The sequence below is a fragment of the Tistrella arctica genome (assembly GCF_039630945.1).
Classification (GTDB): Bacteria; Pseudomonadota; Alphaproteobacteria; order Tistrellales; family Tistrellaceae; genus Tistrella; species Tistrella bauzanensis.
The window spans coordinates 22917-45440 of the sequence record NZ_JBBKTV010000015.1; the positions used below are offsets into that span (position 1 = coordinate 22917).

The window sequence follows — 22524 nt, forward strand, 5'->3', positions numbered from 1 at the left end:
GCACAAGAGAGAGCGCCCTCGCGGCTCGTCCCGTTCCTCGCGCTCTCTCGGGAAACCTCAGCCATGAACGTCATGACCGCATCTTCCGCCGCGACCGCGGCGGCTAGCCAGCCTATTGTCCCTGCATCCGCGCTGTTCCGCGCCGCCGGGCATCTGCTCCCGGACTTAGCGCGGGGCCGGATCGTCGATGCGCGTACCCTGCGCGCTGCCATGGAACAGGCCTTCGGCGGCACCGACGCCGAAGGCGCATGGAGCTGGAAGGACGCCTACGAAGCCTGCGAAGCAGCACAGGTCTTGTTCCTGCGCAAGTTCGGCCCGGCCATGCGCGTTCGGGCCGAAACCCCGATCGCGTTCCTCGCGATGCTGGCCAAGCTCGCCGCCCTCCTGCCATCGCAGACACGCCGCTCGCAAGAAAGCCAAGCGCTTCAGCAGTTCTCCACGCCGATCGCCCTTGGGTATGTAGCCAGAATCGCCGCCGGCATCACGCCCCGCGACCTGGTGCTGGAACCATCGGCCGGCACGGGCCTGCTCGCCATCTTCGCCGAACAGGACGGCGCGTCGCTCGTTCTGAATGAATTGGCCGAGACGCGTGCCGGCCTCCTCTCGCATCTGTTCCCCGGCACGGCCGTCACCCGCCATGACGCGGCGCATATCCACGATCATCTCGACGCCGGTATCCGGCCGAGCGTTGTGCTGATGAACCCGCCCTTCTCGGTGGCAGCGCATGTGGACGGCAAGGTTGCCGACTCGGCTCTACGCCATGCCGCCTCCGCGTTGGCGCGCCTCGCCGAAGGCGGCCGCCTGGTCGCCATCACCGGCGCCAACCTCTCCCCCGACAATCCCGCCTGGCGCAACGGCTTCGTGCGGCTTCAGGAGCGGGGCCGTGTCATGTTTTCCGCCGCCATCGACGGCCACGTCTATGCCCGCCACGGCACCGGCGTCGAGACACGCCTGACGGTGATCGACCGCATCCCTGCCGACGATCCGACGAAGTTCCCACCGTCGCTGGGTGTCGCACCCGACGCCGCCACGCTGCTTGACTGGGTCATCCGTCATGTCCCGACGCGCGCCGCCATGGCGGCTTCCCGAGCTATACAGGCCGCGACGCTCGCAGGGCGTCCGGCATCGGCACGTTCGGTGCCGCGCGCGATCCCGACCCAGCCCATCGGACCCGCTCCGGAAGACGCCGTCGACGTCGCCTATGAGCCTTGCGACTGGGCGCCCGCCGGAGAGGGGCGCATCAGCGAGGCGCTCTATGAGGGCTATAGCCTCCAGTCGATCCGCATTCCGAATGCCAAGCCGCATCCGACGCGCTTGGTGCAGTCGGCGGCCATGGCGTCGGTGGCACCGCCCAAGCCGAGCTACCACCCACATCTGCCGGCCGCCGTCGTCACGGACGGCCTGCTGTCGGACGCCCAGCTCGAGAGTGTCATCTATACCGGCGAGGCCCATGCCGGCTTCCTCGCCGGGTCGTGGACCGTCGACGAGACCTTCGACATCGTCGCGGCGGCGCCCGACAATGCAGAGGCGGCCGTCCGCTTCCGGCGTGGCTGGATGCTCGGCGACGGCACCGGCGCCGGCAAGGGCCGCCAGGTCGCGGGCGTGCTGCTCGACAACTGGCTGCAAGGCCGCCGCCGCGCGGTCTGGGTGTCGAAGTCGGACAAGCTGATTGAGGACGCCCAGCGCGACTGGTCGGCGCTCGGGCAGGAGCGGCTGCTGATCACGCCGCTCGCCCGCTTCCGCCAAGGCACGTCGATCCGACTGGAGCACGGCATCCTCTTCACCACCTATGCAACCCTGCGCTCCGATGCGCGGGAGGCGAAGGCCTCGCGCGTTCAGCAGATCGTTGATTGGTTGGGCCGCGACTTCGATGGCGTCATCGTCTTCGACGAGAGCCACGCCATGCAGAATGCCGCGGGCGGAAAGGGCGAGCGCGGCGATCAGGCGCCGTCGCAGCAGGGCCGCGCCGGCCTTCGCTTGCAGCATGCGCTGCCCAACGCCCGCGTGCTCTATGTCTCGGCGACCGGTGCCACCACGGTCCACAACCTCGCCTATGCGCAGCGGCTTGGTCTGTGGGGCGGCGAGGATTTCCCCTTCGCCACGCGCGCCGAGTTCGTCCAGGCAATCGAGGCCGGCGGCGTGGCGGCGATGGAGGTGCTGGCCCGCGACCTGAAGGCGCTCGGCCTCTATGCGGCTCGCTCGCTCTCCTACGAAGGCGTCGAATACGAGCTGGTCGAGCATCCGCTCAGCCCGGAGCAGGTCCGCATCTACGACGCCTATGCCGGCGCGTTCCAGATCATCCACAACAATCTCACCGCGGCGCTCGAGGCCACGAACATCACGGGCGAAAGCGGCACCTTGAATGGACAGGCGAAGTCCGCCGCGCGCTCGGCGTTCGAGAGCGCCAAGCAGCGCTTCTTCAACCACCTCATCACGGCGATGAAGACGCCGACGCTGGTCGCCGCCGTCGACCGCGACCTCGACGCGGGCCACGCCGCCGTCATCCAGATCGTCTCGACCGGCGAGGCGCTGATGGGGCGGCGTCTGGCGGAGATTCCGACCGAGGAGTGGGGCGACGTGCAGGTCGACATCACACCTCGCGAATATGTCCTCGACTATCTCGCGCATTCCTTCCCGACGCAGCTCTACGAGCCCTTCACCGACAGCGAGGGCAATCTGTCGTCGCGCCCGGTGTTCCGCGACGGCCAGCCGGTCCAATGCCGCGACGCCATCGAACGGCGCGACCGCCTGATCGAGAAGCTCGCGGCGCTTCCGCCGGTGCAGGGTGCGCTCGATCAGATCGTCCAGCGCTTCGGCACCGACATGGTCGCCGAGGTCACCGGGCGCTCGCGGCGCATCGTCCGGCATGCAGATCGTCTGCGCGTCGAGAGCCGGGCCGGATCGGCCAATCTCGCCGAGACGCAAGCCTTCATGGACGACGAGAAGCGCATCCTCGTGTTCAGCGACGCGGGCGGCACGGGCCGAAGCTACCATGCTGATCTCGGCGCGAGGAACCGCCGCCTGCGCGTCCATTACCTCCTCGAAGCCGGCTGGAAGGCGGACACGGCAATCCAGGGCCTCGGGCGCTCCAACCGCACCAACCAGGCGCAGCCGCCGCTGTTCCGGCCGATCGCCACCGACGTGAAGGCGGAGAAGCGTTTCCTCTCGACCATCGCCCGCCGCCTCGACACGCTCGGCGCCATCACCAAAGGGCAGCGCCAGACCGGCGGGCAGGGGCTGTTCCGCGCCGACGACAACCTCGAGTCCGTCTATGGCCGTGCCGCGCTGCGCCAGCTCTACACGCTGCTCTACGCCGGCAAGGTCGAAGGCTGTTCCTTGCAGGCGTTCGAGGACGCCACCGGCCTGCGGTTGACCGATGGCGATGGCAGCCTGCGCGAGGAGCTGCCGCCGATCACCACCTTCCTCAACCGATTGCTGGCGCTCACCATCGACCTGCAGAACGTCCTGTTCGGCGTGTTCGAGGAATTGCTGCGGGCGAAGATCGAGGGCGCAGTTGCCTCGGGCACTTACGATCTCGGCGTCGAGACGGTTACGGCCGAATCGCTGCGCGTCACCGACCGCCGCACCATCTACGTCCATCCGGGCAGCGGCGCCGAGACGCAGGTCTTCACCGTGGCCCGCCGCGATCGCCACCGGCCGTTCAGCCTGGCCGAGGCGCTGCACCGCGCCGGCGATCCTCGCGCGACGCTGCTGGTCAACCGCCAGTCAGGCCGCGCCGCCGTCCAGGTCCCCGCACCCAGCCTGATGCTCGACGACGGCGAGGTCGAGCGCCGCGTCCGTCTCCTACGGCCGATGGAGCGCGCCGCCATCTCCTTGGCCATGATGGCGCAGACGCATTGGCGCGAGGCCGACCGCCACACCTTCGCAGCCGCCTGGAACGCCGAGCTCGCCGACCTGCCCGACTTCACCGACAGCCGGATCCATATCGTGACCGGCCTGCTCCTGCCGATCTGGAAACGGCTTCCCGACGAAGGCTGCCGCGTCTACCGGCTTCAGACCGACGAGGGTGAGCGCGTGATCGGCCGCCTCGTCTCGCCGGCCTGGGTCGCCCGGGCGGTCGCGATGGATACGCCGACGATCAGCCCTGCCGACGCCTGGACCGCCGTGCTCGACGGCCGGACCATGCTGGAACTCGCCGACAGTCTGCAGCTTCGCCGCGCCAGGATCATGGGCGCGTTCCGCGTCGAGCTCTCCGGTTTCTCCGACGGCATGGTCGACCGGCTGAAGGCGATGGGGCTCACCTCCGAGATCATCGCCTGGAAGCTCCGGCTGTTCGTTCCCACCGGCGTGGCTGGCCCCGCCATCCTCGGCACTCTCTTGGAGCGCCACCCGCTCGTGCGCATCGCCGACCGCAGCGCGGCGTGAGGGGAGGCGATCATGTCCAGCATCATGTCCAGCCGGGCCACCGACCTGGCGCGGCGCCTCGCGCGCGATGCCGAGGCCGTCTGCCGCCATTACCTTCCCAATGGCCGCCGCCACGGCCGCTACTGGCTGGTGGGCGATGTCCGGGACACGCCCGGCCGCAGCCTCTATGTCCGTCTCACGGGACCGGAGTCCGGTCCCGGCGCCGCCGGCAAATGGACCGACGCCGCCACCGGCGAGCACGGCGATCTTCTCGACCTGATCGCCCTCAACCGCGGGCTCGACGCCTTCCGCGACGTGCTCGACGAGGCGCGCCGCTTCCTCTGCCTGCCGCGTTCCGAGCCTGCGCATCCGACCCGCGAGCCGCCTGCGCCCGGCGGATCGCCCGAGGCCGCCCGCCGTCTGTTTCGCGCCGGCCGGCCCGTCGCCGGCACCCAAGCCGAAGCCTATCTGCGCGCGCGCGGCATCACCGCACGGCTCGACTGGACGTCGCTGCGCTTCCATCCCGCGCTCTGGTATCGCGCCGACCTCGATGCGGCCCGCGAGTCTTGGCCGGGGCTGCTCGCGGCCGTGACCGACGCCGACGGCCGCATCACCGGCGTCCACCGCACCTGGCTCGACCGGCAGCGTCCCGAAAAGGCGCCACTCGCCGATCCGCGCCGCGCGCTCGGCCAACTGCTGGGCAACGGCGTGCGCTTCGGCCATGCCACCGACGTGCTCGCCGCCGGGGAGGGTATCGAGACCATGCTCGGGCTCAAATCGGTGCTGCCCGACCTGCCGATGATCGCCGCGCTCTCGGCGAACCATCTCGCCGCCCTCGATCTCGCCCCGATGCTGGCCCGGCTCTATATCGCGCGTGACCGCGATGCGGCCGGCCGGATGGCGGCGGAACGGCTCCATGCGCGCGGACGCGACGCTGGTATCGAGGTCCGCGACCTCATGCCGGCCAGGAGCGATTTCAACGTCGATCTGCGCCGGCTCGGCCCGGACGCCATGCTGGCCCGGCTGGCGGACCAGCTCGTCCCGGCCGATGTCCTGCGGTTCGTGCGCCGTCGCGCCGCTGCCTGACCGGAAAGTCGAGCGCGGCTTCTCTTACGGTTCGGTGTCAAACCGGAAGGGGACGGGGGACACGTGCGGCGAGGCTTCCGCGCCGGCCAGGGGGCCGCGCCAGCGGCCTTCCCGAGCGGCGATCTGCCTGGGCCGGCCCCGGTCCTGCAATGGCGTCCGGCGGCTATTTTCCGCCGCCGGGCGGAAGGCCGCCCGGCTTTGCATCGCGAAACAAAATAGCCGCCTCCCGCCATCCTCCGCTCGCGCTCCGGCCCCTTGCCGGCAGGCCGGCGGCGGGGTGCAGGCCCGGCCCCGTCCCCGGCGGGCGATCGCCGTGAAGGCCGCGATGGGCGCGGCCAGACCGGCAACAGGAGCCCGCCATGACGCACGACCCCATGCCCTTCCTCACCCCCGACACCGAGCCCGCCGACGAGCTGCACGCTGCCTCGCCCACCGCGCATCTGCTCGACGAGCTGGCGCTCTATGGTCACCGCCCCGGCCGGGATGAGCCTGATCCGCGCCCGCTGCCCGAGGCGGATGCCGTCCGCGCCGAGCTCGGCGCGATCGTCGACGGCTTCGCCGCGATGCTGACCGACACGCGGCTCGAGGACGATCTCGACGACCTGCTCTGGTCCTTCGTCAACCTGTTCCACCGCAAGATCGGCCGCATCGAGCGCGATCTCGACACCAACGAGCAGGCGCAGCGCCGCTCGCAGCTGGAGCAGAACGGCTCCGAGGTCCGCTCGGTCGAGCTGGAGCGCTTCATCGACCAGGGCCTCGGCCTGATCGAGCGCCGCAACGCCTTCGAGTTCTGCCGCGACCATGCCGCCGAGCACTACGAGGCGGTCACCGGCTCGCTGTGGCGGCCCCGCTCGGGCTCGATGGTCAACCATCGCGCGCTCACCTCCGCGATGATCGACAGCCGCGAATTCATCGCCGCCGAGCGCCGCGCCGAGGCGCAGCTGCTCGTACCCACGGGCAGCCGCATCGCGTTCACCGGCGGCTCCGACTTCAACGATCACCAGCGCATCTGGGCCGCGCTCGACAAGGTCCACGCCAAGCATCCCGATATGGTGCTGCTGCACGGCGGCAGCCCGCGCGGCGCCGAGCGCATCGCCGCCTGCTGGGCCGACAACCGCAAGGTCGTCCAGGTCGCCTTCAAGCCCGACTGGACTCGCCACGGCAAGGCGGCGCCGTTCAAGCGCAACGACCAGATGCTCGACATCCTGCCGATCGGGGTCATGGTCTTCCCCGGCACCGGCATTCAGGAGAACCTCGCCGACAAGGCCAGGAAGCTCGGCATCCCGGTCTGGAAGTTCGGCAAAGGCGGCGCGTGAGCGCCGCTTCCCTCCGTCTTGGCACGAGGACGGCATAGTCGCGATGGCTGGTTCTCCTCGCCGTGCTTCTGCTCAAAGTAAGATCTGTCTCAGGGTCGATGGGTTCGCGACGAGCCAGTGCGCCCAGGAGTTTCGATCGTTCTCGTTTTCGGCCAGAGAGACTCAAAGAGAAGTGCTGCGACACCGCAGGTAATGGCGACGTCGGCGAGATTGAACGCAGGCCAATGATAGATGCCGAGATGGAAATCGAGGAAATCCGTCACCGCGCCGTCGTCGAGCCGATCGACAATGTTGCTGATCGCACCGCCAATGATGGCAGCCAGCGCCAGTCTCTGGACGCCGCTGCTGCTCCGTCCGAGCCATAGGGAAAGTCTTGTTACGATAGCGACTCCGACCAGGGCGAGAAGGTAGGGCGCGTATTGATGCCCCGAGCTCAGAAGGCCGAAGCTGACGCCGCGGTTGTGGACGAGCACGAGATTGAAGAACGGGGTCACCGGCGCAACGTGGCCCGCGTCGGCGAAGGTGATCTCGAAGAACCGCTTGGTCGCCTGGTCGAGCACGACGACGCCAATTGATAGGGCGATGGAGAATGCCAGTCGCATCGCTCCTCAGCTCCGCAGCATGCGCAAGCCCGAGGCGATGACGAGGAACTCGCTCACCTCGTGCGCCACCACCACGACCGGCAAGGAGAAGGCACCGGCCATGGCGCCGACGATCAGCGCGCCGATGACGACGGCGGACAGCGCGAGGTTCTGCCTGACAACCGTATGCGTGCGCCGCGCATGCCTCAGCGCATAGACGAGCTTCTCCAGGTCGTCCGCCATCAACGCCACGTCCGCCGTCTCCAAGGCGACATCGGTGCCGGCCGCGCCCATGGCGACGCCGACTGTCGCTTCGGCCAGTGCCGGCGCATCGTTGACGCCGTCGCCGACCATCGCGACATGACCGCGTTCCTGGGCAAGGGCGCGCACCTTGGCGACCTTGTCCTCCGGCTTGAGCGCGGCGAAGACCTCGTCGATGCCCGCCTCCTTGGCGATGGCGTGGGCCGTGCGCGGGTTGTCGCCGGTCAGCATGACGACGCTGCGGATGCCGGCTCGGTGCAGCGCGGCGATGGCCTGTCGGGCGTTCGGCCGGAGCGTGTCGCGCAGGGCGAGCAGTCCCCAGGCGGCTCGGTCGTCGCCGACCACGATGACCGTCTTGCCGTCGTCTTGGAGCCGCGCGATCTCGCCCTCGAGGCTCTCGAGCGGAATGCTGAGCCGGCTTTCGAACAGCGCCGGGCTGCCGATATAGAGGCGGCGCCCGTCCACGGACGCTTCGGCGCCGGCGCCGGTCAGGGCGCGGAAGCCGGCCACCTCGGGGACCGCGAGATCGGCTTCACGAGCGCGGCGCACGATTGCGCGGGCAAGCGGATGCTCGCTGTGGCGCTCGACGGCCGCAGCCATTGCGAGCAGCGCGTCCGCGTCCGCCGGGCTTCCGTCGTGCCGTCCTGCCAGCAGGATATCGGTGACCTGAGGCTCGCCGCTGGTCAGCGTCCCCGTCTTGTCGAGGGCGACGACGCTCACCTTGGCGAGTTCCTCAACATAGATGCCGCCCTTGACCAGCACGCCATTGCGGGCCGCTGTACCTAACGCCGCGACCATCGTGATGGGGATTGAGATCACCAGCGCGCAGGGTGCAGCAGCCACGATGAACACCGTCGCTCGCATCACCGCCTCCTGCCAGGACAGGCCAAGCACGAGCGGGAGGCCCAACGCGGCGAGGATGCCGAGCCCGAGCACGGCCGGGCTGTACCGGGCGCCGAAGCGCTCAATGAAGCGCTGGCTCCGGCCCCGCCGCTCCTGGGCTTCCTCGACCATCTGGATGATCCGGGCCAGCGTGTTGTCGGCGTGGGTACGTGTGGCGCGGACCTCAAGCGCCGCCTCGCCGTTGATCGTGCCTGCAAACACCTGCTCGCCCGGTGCCTTCTCGACGGGCACGCTCTCACCGGTGACCGGCGCCTCGTTCACGCTGGACGTACCGCTGAGGATTTCGCCGTCGGTCGGCATGGCCTGGCCGGGCCGCGCGATGAACACCTCCCCGACGCGCAGCTCCTCCACCGGGATCTCGACCTCCCCGCCGTCGCGGCGGACAAGGGCCACCTTCGGGGCGAGCGCCATGAGCGCCCTGATCGCCGAGCGCGTCTTTTCCTCGGTGTAGCCTTCGGCCGCCTCGGAGATCGAGTAGAGGAAGACCAGCATGGCGCCTTCCGCCGGCTGCCCCATGATTGCTGCAACGACGGCGGCCACGGACATCAGCAGCTCGATGCCGATCTGCCGCTCGAAGAGCAGCTCCTCCACGGCCTCGCGGCCGAAGAAATAGCCGCCGACCAGGATGGCCGCGACGTAGAGCGGCACGGCGGCGATTTCGGTCGCCGGCGCCAGGCTCGCGAGCCAGCCGGCAAGCAGAAGAAGGCCGGACGCGGCGGAGGTGAGAACCTTGGCGTTGCGCCACGGCCTCGGCAGCGCTGGCAGGTCGCGCCCTTCCTCAGCCGGGAAGCCGGCCTCGCCGAGCTGCCTTCGAACCTCTGCCGCCGACGTCGCCGCCGGATCGAAGCGGACGCGGACCTTGGCGGCCTTGGGATAGACGTCGATCTCTGCGATCCCCGGGCGATCCGCAAGGCCGCGTTTGAGCGCCGCGGCGTCGTGTTCGCAATCCAGATTGGCCACGCGCCACTCAGCGCTCTCGATCGTTCGGTTCATTGTTGATCCCGTCTCCGAATTGGTTCATCATATCATTAAGCGATGATACGATGAATTGCCAGAGGCGAAAGCTATGCTTGTGATGGACCGCATCGAGGCCTACGGCCTCCAGGCCAAGCTGTTCCGCGGCCTCTCCGACGAGTCGCGGCTCGCGATTCTCGAGGCGCTGCGCGACGGCCCCCTGCCGGTGGGCCGAATCGTCGAGGTCACCGGCCTCTCCCAATCCAATACGTCGAACCACCTGCGGTGCTTGAGCGAGTGCGGCCTCGTGTCGGCCGAGCAGCAGGGCCGGTTCGTCTACTATCGCCTCGCCGACGCGCGCATCGAGGCCCTGCTGCAGCTCGCCGACGACCTGCTCGCGGAGGTCGGACGCCGGATCTATGCGTGCACGAACTACCGCGGCTCGACCAAGACCGATACCCGGGCCACCGGCACGCCGGCGCACCGCCAGGGAAGGCGGTGATCATGATGCTCCGCCGTCGTCAAGCCGTTCTCGCACTGCTTGTCTTGGGCGCCGGAACACTCGGAGCGCCCGTGTCGCAGGGCATCGCGGCGGCGCAGAGAGGCGATTGCGGCCACCCGACCGTTGATGTCGTGTTCGACGATCCCGCCGAGCTCGACATGGCATGTCGGGCGCTGACCGATATCACGGCGTACTTCCGGGGCATGGGCTTCGAGGTGGCGCCCAGGGTTTCGCTGCGTTTCGCCGACCGTCCCGCGGATCGCTCCGCCGACGATGCCTCCAGACACGGCTATTTCGACAGGGGGCGATCGCAGATCGTCGCCTATCGAACATCGGACGTGAGCCCTTGGGGGCTGCCCTGGACGCCGCAACTGGCCGGCTCCTTTCTCCGCCACGAGCTGGCGCACATGGCGGTCTGGGAAGCGATCGATCGCGATCGCAGCCGCTTGCGGCGAGAGTGGCACGAGTTCATTGCCTATGCGGTGCAGCTCGATCTCATGGAGCCGCAACTCCGGGAGAAGATTCTTGCGGTGCAGGCGCAGGTCCGGCCCTTCGCCAACCTTGCGGGAGTCAACGAGTTCACATCCCGCATGGACCCTGACGTCTTCGCGGTCGCGGCGTACCGGACCTACCTCGCCAGAGGCTCGGCCAAGTTCGTGGCTTCGCTCCTGCGCGGGGAAGTCGTGCCTCCGCCTTTCTCCTATCCGTTCCCTGTGCTGCCGAGCGAGGTGCCATCCCAATGAGGCTCCCGGGCATCAAGGAAATCATTTCGTGGCGTCCGGTCGGCTTGACGCAGATCAATGTCCGGCTCCGCCCAGGATGCGAGAAATCCGGCACGATGCAAAGATACGTGAGAGGAGTGTGCGGTGAGTGCGACCGGCACGGAAGGGGCTGAGCGAGCGACGTACCACTTCTCGCGGGTACTAGTCGCGCCGTTCGAGGAAGCAATCGAACGTGTCATAGCGGCGCTTCAGCGCGAAGGCTTCGGTGTCCTGACCGACATCGACGTCCGGGAGACCTTGAAGAAGAAGCTGGACGTTGATTTCGGTAAGTACCGCATCCTCGGCGCCTGCAATCCGCCGCTTGCCCATCGGGCGCTCCAGGTCGAGAACAAGATAGGCACGATGCTGCCCTGCAATGTCGTCGTGCAGGAGCTTGAAGGCGGCGGAATCGAGGTCTCGGCTGTCGATCCGGTTGCCTCGATGCAGGCCGTCGGCAACCCGGCCCTGCTGGACGTCGCCCGTACCGTGCAGACCAAGCTCAGGGCTGTGATCTCGGCCCTCTAGGTCGGCCAAGATTCGTAGTCGCATAGGGACACACCGAACCGCAAAGGAGCATACGATGAGCATGAGAAATCACCTGTTGGCCGCCACGATGATTGCTGGTTTGGCCTTCGGTTCAGCCGCCCCGGCATCCGCGCACGGTCCTGGCGGAACCGGCTATGGCTCGGGATGGGGTTACGGCGGTTGTCCCGGCATGATGATGGGGCCCGGAATGATGGGGCAGGGCATGGGTCCCGGGATGATGGGCCAGGGCATGGGTCCCGGCATGATGGGCCCCGGGATGGGCCAGGGTATGGGCCCCGGGATGGGCCAGGGCATGGGCCCCGGCATGATGGGTCCCGGGATGATGGGTCCTGGGATGATGGGCCAGGGCATGGGACCTGGCATGATGGGCCAGGGCATGATGGGGCCAGGCGGAATGGCCGCTCTTCCCAAAGACCTCTCGATTGATGAGGTCCGCCACATGCTGGAGCATCAGCTTACCGCACAAGGCAACCCGAACCTGAAACTCGGAAAGGTGGAGGAAAAGGATGCTGACACGATCGTCGCCGAAATCGTGACCACCAATGGGTCGATCGTGCAGCGTTTTCAGGTCAATCGTCACACCGGCTGGATGCAGCCAACGCAATAGGAGTTGCACATGAGTCGGTTTGGACTGACGGCTATCGGCGCCGTGTTGGCATCAACCGCCGGAGTTTCGCCAGCGATCGCACAGCAATGGTCCTACGGCCCCTACATGATGTGGGATCACGGCTGGTGGGGAATGATTTTTGGACCGATCATGATGATCGCTCTGGTCGCGATCATTGTCGTTGCAGTCGCACTCCTCGTGCGATGGCTTGGTGGGGCGGGTCACCAGCAGGCGCCGCATCTGCCACCTGGTAAGACCGCCCTCGACATCCTGAAGGAGCGGTTCGCTAGGGGCGAGGTCGACAAGCAGGAGTTCGAAGAAAGGCGGCGAGCCCTCGGCGAATAGCATCGAAGTCGTCCCCGTACATCAGGGAGAAGCCGACACTGGTAGAATCGCCGGTCGGGCGCATTTGACGCGATTCATGCTCCCGGATCTTCTTTTCGACGAAGCGGCCTGCGGTTCGCGACTAGATCGAATCTCCGATTCAGGTCCAGAAATCGGTCAGTGGCGGTCGCATCTTTGCCTATGACCGCGGCGCCCGCGCGGGCGAGCCCGCACGCCGGGCTCTCGTGAACCGAGCCGCCTCGCGGCGTCTCGGCCCTGGCGGGCTTCGATCCCTGGCGCAGCGCTCACAGATTTCGGCTCCAAGAGGCATCAAGGCGAGCCGCGATGGTCTCCCATCGGAGCCGTTCCGATAGATCGGCGTCCAGACCTTCAGCATGCCCGGCGCGCTGATCCGCACCGCTTCTTGGCGGCTATTCGGTATCGCGTCCACCGCGCGCGATGAGCATGGATTGCGTCCGTCGTTGTTCCGATCATGAAGCCGGCACCGTTGCGCCCCAGCCCGATCATCGGCGCGTTCGCCATGAGAACCAGCCTGTCTCATCCCCCGACCGCATTGTCCTGCCAGCCCGTCACCGACTTCGCGCCGCCGTCTTGAAGGTACGTGTGAGAGAGCGCGCCGGACATCGTCGAAACGGGTCTGGAAGACGGCGGCGACGCGGATCAGGGGCGTCCGTTCCGGCACGGTCGAGACGAAGGTGAAGAAGCGCGGGTGCTTCAGCCAGCGTCTCCTTGCATGCTGAGATTCGCAGACCGTCCCTGCATGTCTCTCAAAGCGCTAGAGCCCGCGTCGCCCCTCTCCAACCTGTCCGGCGAAAGAATTTCCCCGGCCCGCAAGCGGGCCTCCTCGCGGACGCTTCGCTCCAAATTCTCCCGCCTCCCAGGTCCTCCACTGCGTTCCGGCCGCTGCGCTGCGCTGGCGGTGGGCAGGGGCGCCTTGCGGGCTCTCAGCGCCGAGCCATCGCAGGGCGGTCCTGCGACTCAAAGCGAAGGAGACCACATCATGGCCATCACCCTCGGGACCTTCACCAAGCTCGACGACGGCGTCTTCACCGGCACTCTCAAGACCCTCAATGTCGCCGCCGCGCTCACCATCGTCCCCATCGACAAGATGTCCGAGAACGCGCCCGACTACCGGGTCTATGCCGGCCAGCGCTACGAGGTCGGTGCCGCCTGGAGCCAGGTCGCGAAGTCGAGCGGCGAGACCTACCTGAACCTCAAGATCGGCGCACCCGAGTTCGGGCCGAACTGGGTCCGGGCCCGGCTGGTCAAGCTCGAAAACCCCAATGGGGACGGCGCCACGCACATCGCGCTATGGGAACCGCGCGACCGATAACGCCCCACGCCCCGTCGCGGATCGCCGCGGCGGGGCTTTTCTTCTGCGTGTGATTTCGCACGCCCGCTCGAATTCGCGGGGGGCTCGTTTTCGAGCGTCCCCGAACGCGCCCTGTCACGCCCATCCTCGCCTGGCGCCCGGCGACGTTCGCCGTCGCCGTCTGCGTCGGAGCCAGGGAGCGCCGAGCATGAACGACGAGATCATCCGGGCCGCCAACGCCAAGAGAGGCAGCCCGTTTCTGAACACCGACCAGGCCGCCCACTATGTCGGCTTGTCGCGCCGGACGCTCGAAAAGATGCGCACGGCTGGCGGCGGCCCGCGCTTCCGCAAGCATGGCCGCTACGTCCGCTATCACATCGACGACCTCGATGAATGGTCGGCGGAGCACGTCAAGACCTCGACCTCCGAGCCCGACCGTCGGCCGCCCGCTCGGCCAGAGAACAGCGGCGCGCGGCAATGATCGAGCGCACTCTCATATGCACCGAACGGCGCCGGTGCGGGCGTAGGCGCCCGCGTGCAGTCCTCGCCCTCGCTTCGCTCGGGCTCGGCCTCATCGGCCTCGCGACGCTCGCCCGACCGGCGCCGTGGCTGGTGTGGAACGCCAGTGCCAGCGCCCCCATTGGCTTCTATCGTGTCCTTCCGGGACACGCTGTGCGTGGCGATCTGGTGCTCGTCCACACACCGGCGTCCATCCGGAAGCTTGCCGCCGAACGGCGCTATCTTCCGTCAAATGTCCCGCTGGTAAAGCGTATCGTGGCGGCGGGCGGCGATGTCGTCTGCGCCGCCGGCGATGCGATCTCCATCAATGGCCGTGTCGTCGCCGAGCGGCTGGCGCGCGACCGGCTCGGCCGCCCGCTGCCCACCTGGACCGGCTGCCAAACTCTGGAACCGGACGATGTTTTCCTGCTGATGGAAGACGTCACCGGCTCCTTCGACAGTCGCTATTTCGGGCCGGTCCCGACGGCCGCGATCATCGGGAGGCTCGCTCCACTATGGGTCGAGTGATGCTCCTGATCGTCGGCACGTTGACTGTCGGCTCCATCCTGGGCGCCGCGCCCACCTACGCGGAACCCGCGGCCGCGACCGACGCTGGGCTCGATCGCTGGCAGGAATTCATCGCCGAGGCGTCGCGCCGGTTCGGTGTGTCCGAGGCTTGGATACGCGCGGTCATGCACGCCGAGAGCGGCGGCCGAACGATGCTCTACGGCCGCCCGATCACCTCGGGTGCCGGGGCGATGGGCCTGATGCAGGTGATGCCCGACACCTATGAAGAGATGCGGCATGCGCACGGTCTGGGCTCCGACCCATATGACCCGCGCGACAATATCTTGGCGGGTACAGGCTATCTACGCGCGATGTACGACCGCTTCGGTTATCCCGACCTGTTCGCCGCCTACAATGCCGGCCCGGAGCGTTACGACGAGTATCTGAGCCATGGCCGGTCTCTGCCGGCCGAAACGCGCGCCTTCCTCGCAACCATCGCTCAGATCGATCCAGGCTCGCGGCCATCACCGTCCGTCGCGTCGGGAACGCGGCTGTTCTTCACGCTGCAAACCACCGCCAATGCGCCGTCCGGTCGCGATGGGGTGGCGCCGTCGAGCGATCTGTTTGTCCCTCTGACCACCGTGCCGGATGGCCAGCGATGAACGGCGCTGCTGCCATTGCAACCCTCGCGGAGAGAGGGGCCTCGTCTCGGTATGCCCATCGTACCAGCCAGGACGAAACGCCCGTCAAGGATGCGCGGTCCCCCCAAAATGCTGGCGCATTTTGGCTCCCCCACGCCCCGCTGCGCGGCGCCTTCGGCGTCCTTGACCGGCGCTTCGCCGGCCGATGCCAGGGCCTGTCCTCGATGAGGAGGACATCAACCCTGGAGGTTCAGATGACCACGCTTCATATCCATTCGCACGCCGCATTCGACCGTTTCCCGAAGCTCGTCGAGAGCGTCAAAGACGAGTTCGGCACCGACGGACTCATGTCGAATGTCGAGCGTTTCATCGAAGCGGAACGCGCCGATTTCCACTGGGATGGGCGGCTCGCGGAGATGAATCTCGGCGCCTATGAGAGCCTCGACGACGAGGACGAAGCGTTCGAAGCCGTCGCGATCATCGGCTATTTCCGCAGCCGCTATTACGTCGCGACCTGCGTCGTGGATGCCGAACGGCACGTCCACTGGATGCTCCGTCTGCGCCATTTCGACAGCTTCGAGAGCGCCGAACAGGCGTTCCTGGCGGGCGGTGGTTGACCCCGCCGATCGCTTCGGGGGCGGCGTCGTCACGGCGTCGCTCCCATCATGTCAGGCGACGACTCCACCCGGTGCATGGGCATCGCCTTGAGCCGAGTCAGGGCAAGAGATCGTAGGTGAGCGCAGGACGGACGGAGAGCAGATCGGAAGTCGCGTAAGGCAAGATTAAAGGGGTGTCTCGCATGAGCCACTATGTCTTTGTCTGCACATCGTTATTCAGAGAGATAGAGGCTGCCCGCTTCGAGACTCGTTCTTGTAAGTCATTGATTCTCCGCATAGCGATAGAGACGCCTTGCAACGGGCAGGCGGGTGTTGCTTCGTCAGGTTGTCGCACACTTGAGATCGTCCGTGAGGCATGGTCATGACACGGGACGACGACTTCGAGCCGAAGCTCGGGAAGATCCGTTCGCGGGGCAGCAAACGCGGTCGCAAATATCTGCACCGGGTGCTGCAGGCGACGATGCTTGCCGGCGGGCGCCCGCGGATCGGACCGTCGGCACGCAAAGCAAAGTTCCACGGCAGCCAGATCGGTCGCGGCGCCAGTATCGGCCGCGTGCTCGCCACGCGCGATCGCTATGCGGCATTCCGCAGCCGCCGTGTCGTCGTCAAGTCCCGCATCGTCAGGCTCGCCGGCAACGGCATCAAGGGCGCGCGTGCGCATCTGCGCTATATCCAGCGCGACGGCGTGACCCGCGACGGCCACCCGGGTGAGCTCTATTCAGCCGAGCAGGATCGGGCTGACGGCAAGGCGTTCATCGTGCGCTCGACAGGCGACCGCCACCAGTTCCGCTTCATCGTCGCGCCCGAGGACGGCGTCGAATACGACGACCTGAGGCCGTTCGTCCGCCGCCTGATGACGCAGATGGAGGCAGACCTCGGCACAAAGCTCGAATGGGTCGCGGTCGATCACTACAACACCGGCCATCCGCACAGCCATATCATCCTCCGCGGCAAGGACGACCAGGGGCAGGATCTGGTCATTGCCCGCGAGTACATCACCAAGGGGCTGCGCGAGCGCGCCGCCGAACTGGTCACGCTGGACCTCGGGCCGCGCTCCGATCTGGAGATCGAGAACCGCCTGCGCAACGAGGTCGAACAGGAGCGACTCACCAGCATCGACCGGCGCCTGCTGCGCGACCGGGATGGGGAAGGGCTGGTCTGGTCTGCGGACAGGGACGCCTTCCAGCAGACCTTGCGGGCGGGCCGCCTGCAGAAGCTGAAGCATCTGGGACTGGCCGAGGAAGTGCGGCCGGGCGAGTGGCGCCTGGCGGGGGACCTCGAGGAGACGCTCAAGCGCATGGGCGAGCGCGGCGACATCATCAGGACGATGCATCGTGAGATGACGGCGAAGGGTGTGACGCGCGCCGCCGATTACGTGATCTTCGACCCGGCTGTGAAGCACAGCCGCCCGATCACCGGCCGGCTGGTCGCACGAGGTCTGTCCGACGAGATCAACGACCGCCATTACCTGATCGTCGACGCCCTCGACGGCCGCACCCACTATATCGACATCGGCAAAGGGGAAGCGACCGAGCCCATGCCCGAAGGCGCCGTCGTGCGCATCGATCCGAAGCACCCCGAGCCCCGGCAGGTCGATCGCACGGTGTCCGAAATCGCGGTCGCCAATGGCGGGCGGTATGACGTGGATATCCACCTGCGTCACGACCCGTCCGCCAGCGCTCGTTTTGCCGAAACTCATGTCCGCCGGCTGGAGGCGATCCGCCGCGTCACCGGCGGCGTCGAGCGCGAGCCCGATGGAACCTGGGTGATCGCGCGCGACCATCTGGAGCGGGCGGCGGCGTTCGAGCGGCGCCAGGCACAGGCCACACCCGTGGTGGTGCAAACGCTGTCGTCACTGCCGCTGGAGCGGCAGGTCGGCGCCGAGGGCGCGACCTGGCTCGACCGCGAGCTTGTCGCGGAGACCCCGGAAGCCGTGCGTGACGAGGGCTTTGGGCGGGACGTGCGCGCGGCGCAGGCGCGGCGGCGGCAGTGGCTGGTCGCGCAGGAGCTGGCCCGCGAGGAACAGGACCGGATCGTCTATCGCGCCAACCTGCTCGGCATCCTGCGTCGTCGTGAGCTTGCGCGCGTCGCCGGTCAACTATCGGGGGATCTGGGGCTGAACTATGTCGAGACAAAGTCGGGGGAGAAGGTCGAAGGCGTCTATCGCCAGCACGTCGATCTCGCCAGCGGCCGCTTCGCCGTCATCGAGAAAGCCCGCGAGTTCACGCTGGTGCCGTGGCGGCCCGTCCTGGAGCGCCATCTCGGCAAGCAGGTCTCCGGCATTGCGCGCGGCGACAGCATTTCCTGGACCATCGGAAGGCAGAGGGGCGGACCCTCAGTATCGTGAGGCGCGTTGCGGGAGTCCCCATATCGGCCGATCGTTTGGGAGAACGTCTACGCCGCCGACGTCATATCGACGAAGATGTGCTTCATCCGGATGGTATGGCCGTCTTTCTGGGCAAGGGCACCTTCGAGGATGGCGAGTGACAATGCGTGGGCGGTCCTCGGCGTCAGCTTGGCGAGTTCGCCGTAAGATTTTTGCAGGTGGTCGTCGATCGTTCGAACAACGGAATCGACGGGCAAGGCCAATACATATCCGAGCATGAAACCCCATTCGTGCCCGGCGGCATATTGGCCTGTCACGAAACGGTCGACGCCCTTGGAGACATAGCTCGAATTGAGCGCCGAACGCCTCGCGCCGACCCGCTTGCATTCGACGGCGACATAGGCGTCTTCGTCGCCGAACTGATGCAGGAACTTCAGGGTGATGTCGATCCGCCCGAGAATGGACGCATCCGTGATCGCCATATTCTCCAGCTCATGCTCGCCCCGGATTTCGAGGTTGGTGAGCGACAGGCTTTTCTTCACGCGCCGGATCGCCTTCCGGACAATCATCGTGGTCGGAACTTCGAGCATTCCGGGCGTGATGTCCCCCTGAGCTTCCTGTGCGCCGCGGCAAACGAGATCGATGACCGTGGCGATCTGATCGGACGAAAGCGAGAAGGCAGGCTGGCCGAATGGAATGTCAGGCGTAAGAAGCGGCATCTCGCCCTCTGAGCCAATGGTCGGCGAGAATGACGTCGGCGTCATTGAGCCCGACGGTGGCGGTCCAGTAGCGGGCTTCCGTCGGTTTCAGCATGAACAGATCGTCCGGACCGTATAGGCGCAGTTGCCGTCGTTCGTTCAGGTAAGGCGGAATGTCTACGTCGAAGCGGCCGCGCAGCAGTCCGCCGAGCGTCTCGAGATCAACCGGATCGCCCTCGCGAACGACAGCGTCTCGCTTCGGGGCTCCGGAGGCCATGACGAAACGTACAGCGGTGATGCCGGGAACGCCCGCGGCCAGGTTCCCCTTCGTGAGCCGCTTCGTGTAGACGATGGCTTCCAGGTGACGTTCTCCCCGCGCACGCAGGTAGGCGTCGACGGAGCGCGCGACCTGTTTGGCATACGCCTTCAGCAGATCGGACGTCGGCGGCTTGATCACGCCGATCCGTTCGGCGCGATTCTCGAAAATGAGATATCGCGCCCGCGCGACGCTGTCCCGGACCAGGATGCGCTCGTCGACTTCTAGGTCGTAGAGGTCGAATACCGCCTCATCGAGTTTGCGGAGATTGTCCCTGTGCTCCGGATCGGCCGCGGCTTGTTTCTCGGCGTCGACCACCGCAGCGATGAGCCGTTGGTCAGCAGAAGACAATGAGGGAATGCGCAGCGACAGTAGATCGTGCGGTTCGACCGTGGGACGTTCTAGTCCCCAAGTTGGTCCGCCAAGGGCGAACTGAAAGGCGGTGACGCTTGAGTTTAGGATGCCGGAGAGAACATAGGCGTAAATTGTGTCAGTCCCCCGGAATGACACACCGAAGAAATTCTGGGTGTAGAGGACATCGCCTGGATGAACGGCGGCACTGTATCGCCCACGTTCCGCACCGGAACTGTTTCCCACTTTCGAGCAGAGCAGTAACGGCCCCCGAAAGATAGATTCACGACGAGGTCGATGCAGCACCTTGTGAGTGAAGGCTGGAAGGGCGGACTCAGCAATCCTGAACGGCGTAAAGACTTTGGGCGCGACCACCTTGAGCGAGCGATAGCGCTTTGGCGGCTCATTGGCATCGCCGTGGACTTGAAAGCCCTGCCCCCGAAACTCGCCATCGGTTCGGCCAAGGCGATCCAAGACGGTCGCAAGCGTCGGCAAGGTATGCTCAAGTTTGTCGATCAGCCAACCATCTCGAACCGTCCCGAAAGTCGCTGCTTTCAGAACGGTCGGCGTTTCGAGGACGCGCGCCAAAGGCACGGCGCGTATCTCGGCCGGCCCGAAATGGAAAACGCCGGTGCGCTTGAAATCGGGCGTCCAAGGTATCGAGCCGACGAGCATCTGATCGGGCGTCGATGCCAACGCACAGCGTGCGAAGAAGAGCAGCGCCGGCCCGGTCGCATCGGGGAAGAGCCCCTCCTTTCGCAGGAAGGAGAGATTGACCAGGGCGACCGGTGCCAGGCGCTCCAGAAAGGCCGAGCGGGCAGCCACGGCATGAACGTCTTTGGAAAAGAACGGCGTGGCCTTCATCACCATGCCGATACGCCCGCACTTGCCCGCCAGTTCGGCTGCGACGCTCAGAAACGCTTGGTCCGGGCTCCGCCGCGGACGCAGCGTGTTGGTTTGACCCGATTGCCGTGGCCGGGATCCGCCGTCGCGCCGAACGAAGGTCCAGGGAGGATTGCCGACGACGGCATCGAAAGCGCGATCGGTCAGCTTTGCCGGGAGCGCGTCACCGATCGTGTCCGCCTCGAACAGGGTCGTGTCGATGAGATGGTCGAACTTCAGATCGCGAACGTCGCTGATCGACTGCTCGTCGAGTTCGAGCGCGGCGAGATAGAGACTGAACGCGGCAATGCCGAGCGCCGACCGGTTGATGTCGATCCCGAATAGTTGCGTATAGAGGATATTCCGGACGACATCCCGACTGGCCGGACGTCCTTGCGTCGCGCGCCACACGAGCCGACGAAACGCTTCCACCAAAAAGGCGCCGGACCCGCAGGTGGGATCGATAATCCGTGCGGTCGGCGGCAGTTGCTCGAAAACGGGATCGAGGGTCAGGTGGACGAGTTCGATCGGCGTATAGTGCAGCCCTTGCGAGGCTGCCTCGTCCTCTGCCGCCGATCGCGCAAACTGCTGATAGATCGAACTAATGAGGTCAACCGGGATCGCATCGAACCGGAACCTGAAGAGGCGCCCCTGGCCTCGGCGTGAGGCGACTAGGCTGCGTCCTTCGACGAAGTCCTGGAACAGCGCGAGGTGTTGGTCCGTCAGATGTTCACGCTCGGCGCCTGGATCGTCCATCGGGAACAGATCGCCGTTGAACGTCGTGCGCAGCCATTTGAACAAGGAAAAGGCGGTGGCCGTGGAGCCGAAGATCTTGCTCAAATCCGGAGGAAGCGATTTCGGTAGGAACGGCTGCGCGATTCCGCGGTCGAGCAGATACCAGGTAAAGATGCACCGACCGATGAAGCGTTGAGCGATTTCTCTCGGCATGTCGCCTGCGGCCGGTCCGTGTCGTGATTGCGATGCGGAGCCGGTAAGCAGATCCTCGAGGGCGCTGATCTCCTCCAAAAGGTCGCGGTCCACACGATGCTGGCGGTTGATCTTGGCTCCGATGGCGCTCGACCAGAAGGCGCCGGTCTCGGTCGCCAGGCGGCCGCACATCGAATCGAGGAGGCGAAGTCGGTCCTCGGACTGGAGCGGGAAGTTGTCGAGGGGGCTCGGCGCGGTCTCGTCGGGACGCTCCGCGCGCGATGCATAGCAATCGTAGAGGCGCACTTCCGTGGGCGTAATGATCCACAGAAGCGGTGCGACCCCCACGTTCCATGCCGCTTCGTGCCATCGCTTCAGATCGGCTGCGCTCGGCTCGTTCGTGCCGGCGTCCTTGAAGATGCTTGTGGCGGAGCTCTGCGCGGTGAACACGGCGTCGGCGTTCAAGCCGACCCGGTCATCGACGAAGACCTTCTTCAGGTTCGCCGAAGCAGGGTCGCCAGCGATGACCAATCCCGGCACCGACTTTCCGGCAGGGGTCAGATAGCCCGTCGCTTCCAGCGCCTTTTTGAATGCCGGGCTGCTCACGCCGACCTCCGGCGCTTTTGCGTCCCTTGCGCCTGATGCGGGGCCGGCTGAACGGAAACGGGAGCAGGAGGTGGCGGTGCGGCAACCGGCCGCGCCGGGAAGAGGTCGAGTTGACCCGGCGCGCTCGAAGGCCGAGGCAGTGCGAAGTCCTGCGAGAGCGCGTCGAGATGAGGCGATAGACGGACGAGAATCGCGTCGCCCACCACCCGGCCCCCGTCCGCATCGTCAATCCACGACCAGCATTGATCGGGATCGATGGCGAGCGATTTTCCCCAGAGAGAGACGAACGACGTGGCGCGCAGACTGCGGTGCAGGCTCGTAAGGACGTGGCGATGGGCTTGCAGTTCAAGGTGAAAGCGGTCGCGCAACGTGACGGCGATCCGGAGCAGCAGAATCGTTTGCCAGGAATACCGGGCCGGTGAACCCTGGCTCTTCGGGGGAACGTCAGCCGGGATGAGCGCGCGTCTGCTGGTCCACTCACGAAGCTTGTTCGTCGAGAGGCCCGTGAGGCGGGACGCTTGCCGTGTCGTGACCAGACGCATCTTCGAGCCCCAAGTTTGAGTCTCATACCCGAACTTTTCGAGATTGGGTATCATGCCCGATCTCGAAGGTAAAG

General features: G+C 66.5%; 19 protein-coding genes. 14 read left to right on the forward strand and 5 right to left on the reverse strand.

The annotated features are described in order from the left end of the window. The first annotated feature begins 72 nt into the window (after positions 1-72). The 3 genes from WG924_RS25045 (at position 73) to WG924_RS25055 (ending at position 6767) form a co-directional block, all read left to right on the forward strand. The gene (locus WG924_RS25045; RefSeq protein WP_372045129.1) at positions 73-4386 is read left to right on the forward strand and encodes a strawberry notch-like NTP hydrolase domain-containing protein; all 4314 of its coding nucleotides are present in this window, start codon (positions 73-75) and stop codon (positions 4384-4386) included. A gap of 12 nt (positions 4387-4398) precedes the next feature. Further along, positions 4399-5451: a DUF7146 domain-containing protein gene (locus tag WG924_RS25050; protein WP_345935777.1), complete on the forward strand. Its 1053-nt coding sequence runs from the start codon at positions 4399-4401 to the stop codon at positions 5449-5451. Positions 5452-5810: 359 nt separating this feature from the next. Then, complete coding sequence (locus WG924_RS25055) at positions 5811-6767, forward strand: DUF2493 domain-containing protein (protein ID WP_345935778.1); 957 nt, start codon at positions 5811-5813, stop codon at positions 6765-6767. 89 nt (positions 6768-6856) lie between these two features. Here the strand turns inward: WG924_RS25055 and lspA are convergent, their stop codons facing one another. Together lspA and WG924_RS25065 are read right to left on the reverse strand one after the other, a co-directional pair. After that, on the reverse strand, positions 6857-7369 hold the full coding sequence (gene lspA, locus WG924_RS25060; protein ID WP_345935779.1) for a signal peptidase II: 513 nt from the start codon (positions 7367-7369) through the stop codon (positions 6857-6859). A 6-nt stretch (positions 7370-7375) separates the two neighbouring features. Further along, complete coding sequence (locus WG924_RS25065) at positions 7376-9505, reverse strand: heavy metal translocating P-type ATPase (protein WP_345935780.1); 2130 nt, start codon at positions 9503-9505, stop codon at positions 7376-7378. Between the two features lie 73 nt (positions 9506-9578). Here WG924_RS25065 and WG924_RS25070 point away from each other — a divergent pair, with 73 nt between their 5' ends. From WG924_RS25070 to rlxS, 11 genes are all read left to right on the forward strand, one after another. After that, a complete protein-coding gene (locus tag WG924_RS25070) occupies positions 9579-9968 on the forward strand; it encodes an ArsR/SmtB family transcription factor (protein WP_345935781.1) in 390 nt (129 codons plus the stop codon). 2 nt (positions 9969-9970) lie between these two features. Next, entirely contained in the window at positions 9971-10711 is a 741-nt protein-coding gene (locus tag WG924_RS25075; protein ID WP_345935782.1) for a DUF6639 family protein, read from the forward strand. A 123-nt stretch (positions 10712-10834) separates the two neighbouring features. Continuing rightward, entirely contained in the window at positions 10835-11254 is a 420-nt protein-coding gene (locus WG924_RS25080; RefSeq protein ID WP_345935783.1) for a DUF302 domain-containing protein, read from the forward strand. Between the two features lie 55 nt (positions 11255-11309). Further along, the gene (locus WG924_RS25085; RefSeq protein ID WP_345935784.1) at positions 11310-11882 is read left to right on the forward strand and encodes a hypothetical protein; all 573 of its coding nucleotides are present in this window, start codon (positions 11310-11312) and stop codon (positions 11880-11882) included. A gap of 9 nt (positions 11883-11891) precedes the next feature. Further along, positions 11892-12227, forward strand: coding sequence for an SHOCT domain-containing protein (locus tag WG924_RS25090; RefSeq protein ID WP_345935785.1), 336 nt, complete (start codon positions 11892-11894; stop codon positions 12225-12227). A 1000-nt stretch (positions 12228-13227) separates the two neighbouring features. Then, a complete protein-coding gene (locus WG924_RS25095; protein WP_319328593.1) occupies positions 13228-13560 on the forward strand; it encodes a DUF736 domain-containing protein in 333 nt (110 codons plus the stop codon). 187 nt (positions 13561-13747) lie between these two features. After that, positions 13748-14020: a helix-turn-helix transcriptional regulator gene (locus tag WG924_RS25100; protein ID WP_345935786.1), complete on the forward strand. Its 273-nt coding sequence runs from the start codon at positions 13748-13750 to the stop codon at positions 14018-14020. Continuing rightward, entirely contained in the window at positions 14017-14565 is a 549-nt protein-coding gene (locus WG924_RS25105) for a S26 family signal peptidase (protein ID WP_345935787.1), read from the forward strand. The genes WG924_RS25100 and WG924_RS25105 overlap by 4 nt, the downstream gene beginning before the upstream one ends. Next, positions 14565-15206, forward strand: coding sequence for a lytic transglycosylase domain-containing protein (locus WG924_RS25110; RefSeq protein ID WP_372044897.1), 642 nt, complete (start codon positions 14565-14567; stop codon positions 15204-15206). The genes WG924_RS25105 and WG924_RS25110 overlap by 1 nt, the downstream gene beginning before the upstream one ends. Before the next feature lie 233 nt (positions 15207-15439). Then, positions 15440-15802 (forward strand): hypothetical protein, encoded by a 363-nt coding sequence (locus WG924_RS25115; protein ID WP_345935789.1) that lies wholly within the window; start codon positions 15440-15442, stop codon positions 15800-15802. Positions 15803-16163: 361 nt separating this feature from the next. Next, entirely contained in the window at positions 16164-18149 is a 1986-nt protein-coding gene (gene rlxS / locus WG924_RS25120) for a relaxase/mobilization nuclease RlxS (protein WP_345935790.1), read from the forward strand. Positions 18150-18196: 47 nt separating this feature from the next. Here the strand turns inward: rlxS and WG924_RS25125 are convergent, their stop codons facing one another. Genes WG924_RS25125 through WG924_RS25135 form a run of 3 tightly spaced genes read right to left on the reverse strand, consistent with a single transcriptional unit; the run spans position 18197 to position 22504 of the window. Next, positions 18197-18847, reverse strand: coding sequence for a hypothetical protein (locus tag WG924_RS25125; RefSeq protein ID WP_345935791.1), 651 nt, complete (start codon positions 18845-18847; stop codon positions 18197-18199). Further along, the gene (locus WG924_RS25130; RefSeq protein WP_345935792.1) at positions 18828-21908 is read right to left on the reverse strand and encodes an HsdM family class I SAM-dependent methyltransferase; all 3081 of its coding nucleotides are present in this window, start codon (positions 21906-21908) and stop codon (positions 18828-18830) included. The genes WG924_RS25125 and WG924_RS25130 overlap by 20 nt, the downstream gene beginning before the upstream one ends. After that, on the reverse strand, positions 21905-22504 hold the full coding sequence (locus tag WG924_RS25135) for a MerR family transcriptional regulator (RefSeq protein WP_345935793.1): 600 nt from the start codon (positions 22502-22504) through the stop codon (positions 21905-21907). Before WG924_RS25135 ends, WG924_RS25130 begins: the two co-directional genes overlap by 4 nt. Between the last annotated feature and the right edge of the window lie 20 nt (positions 22505-22524).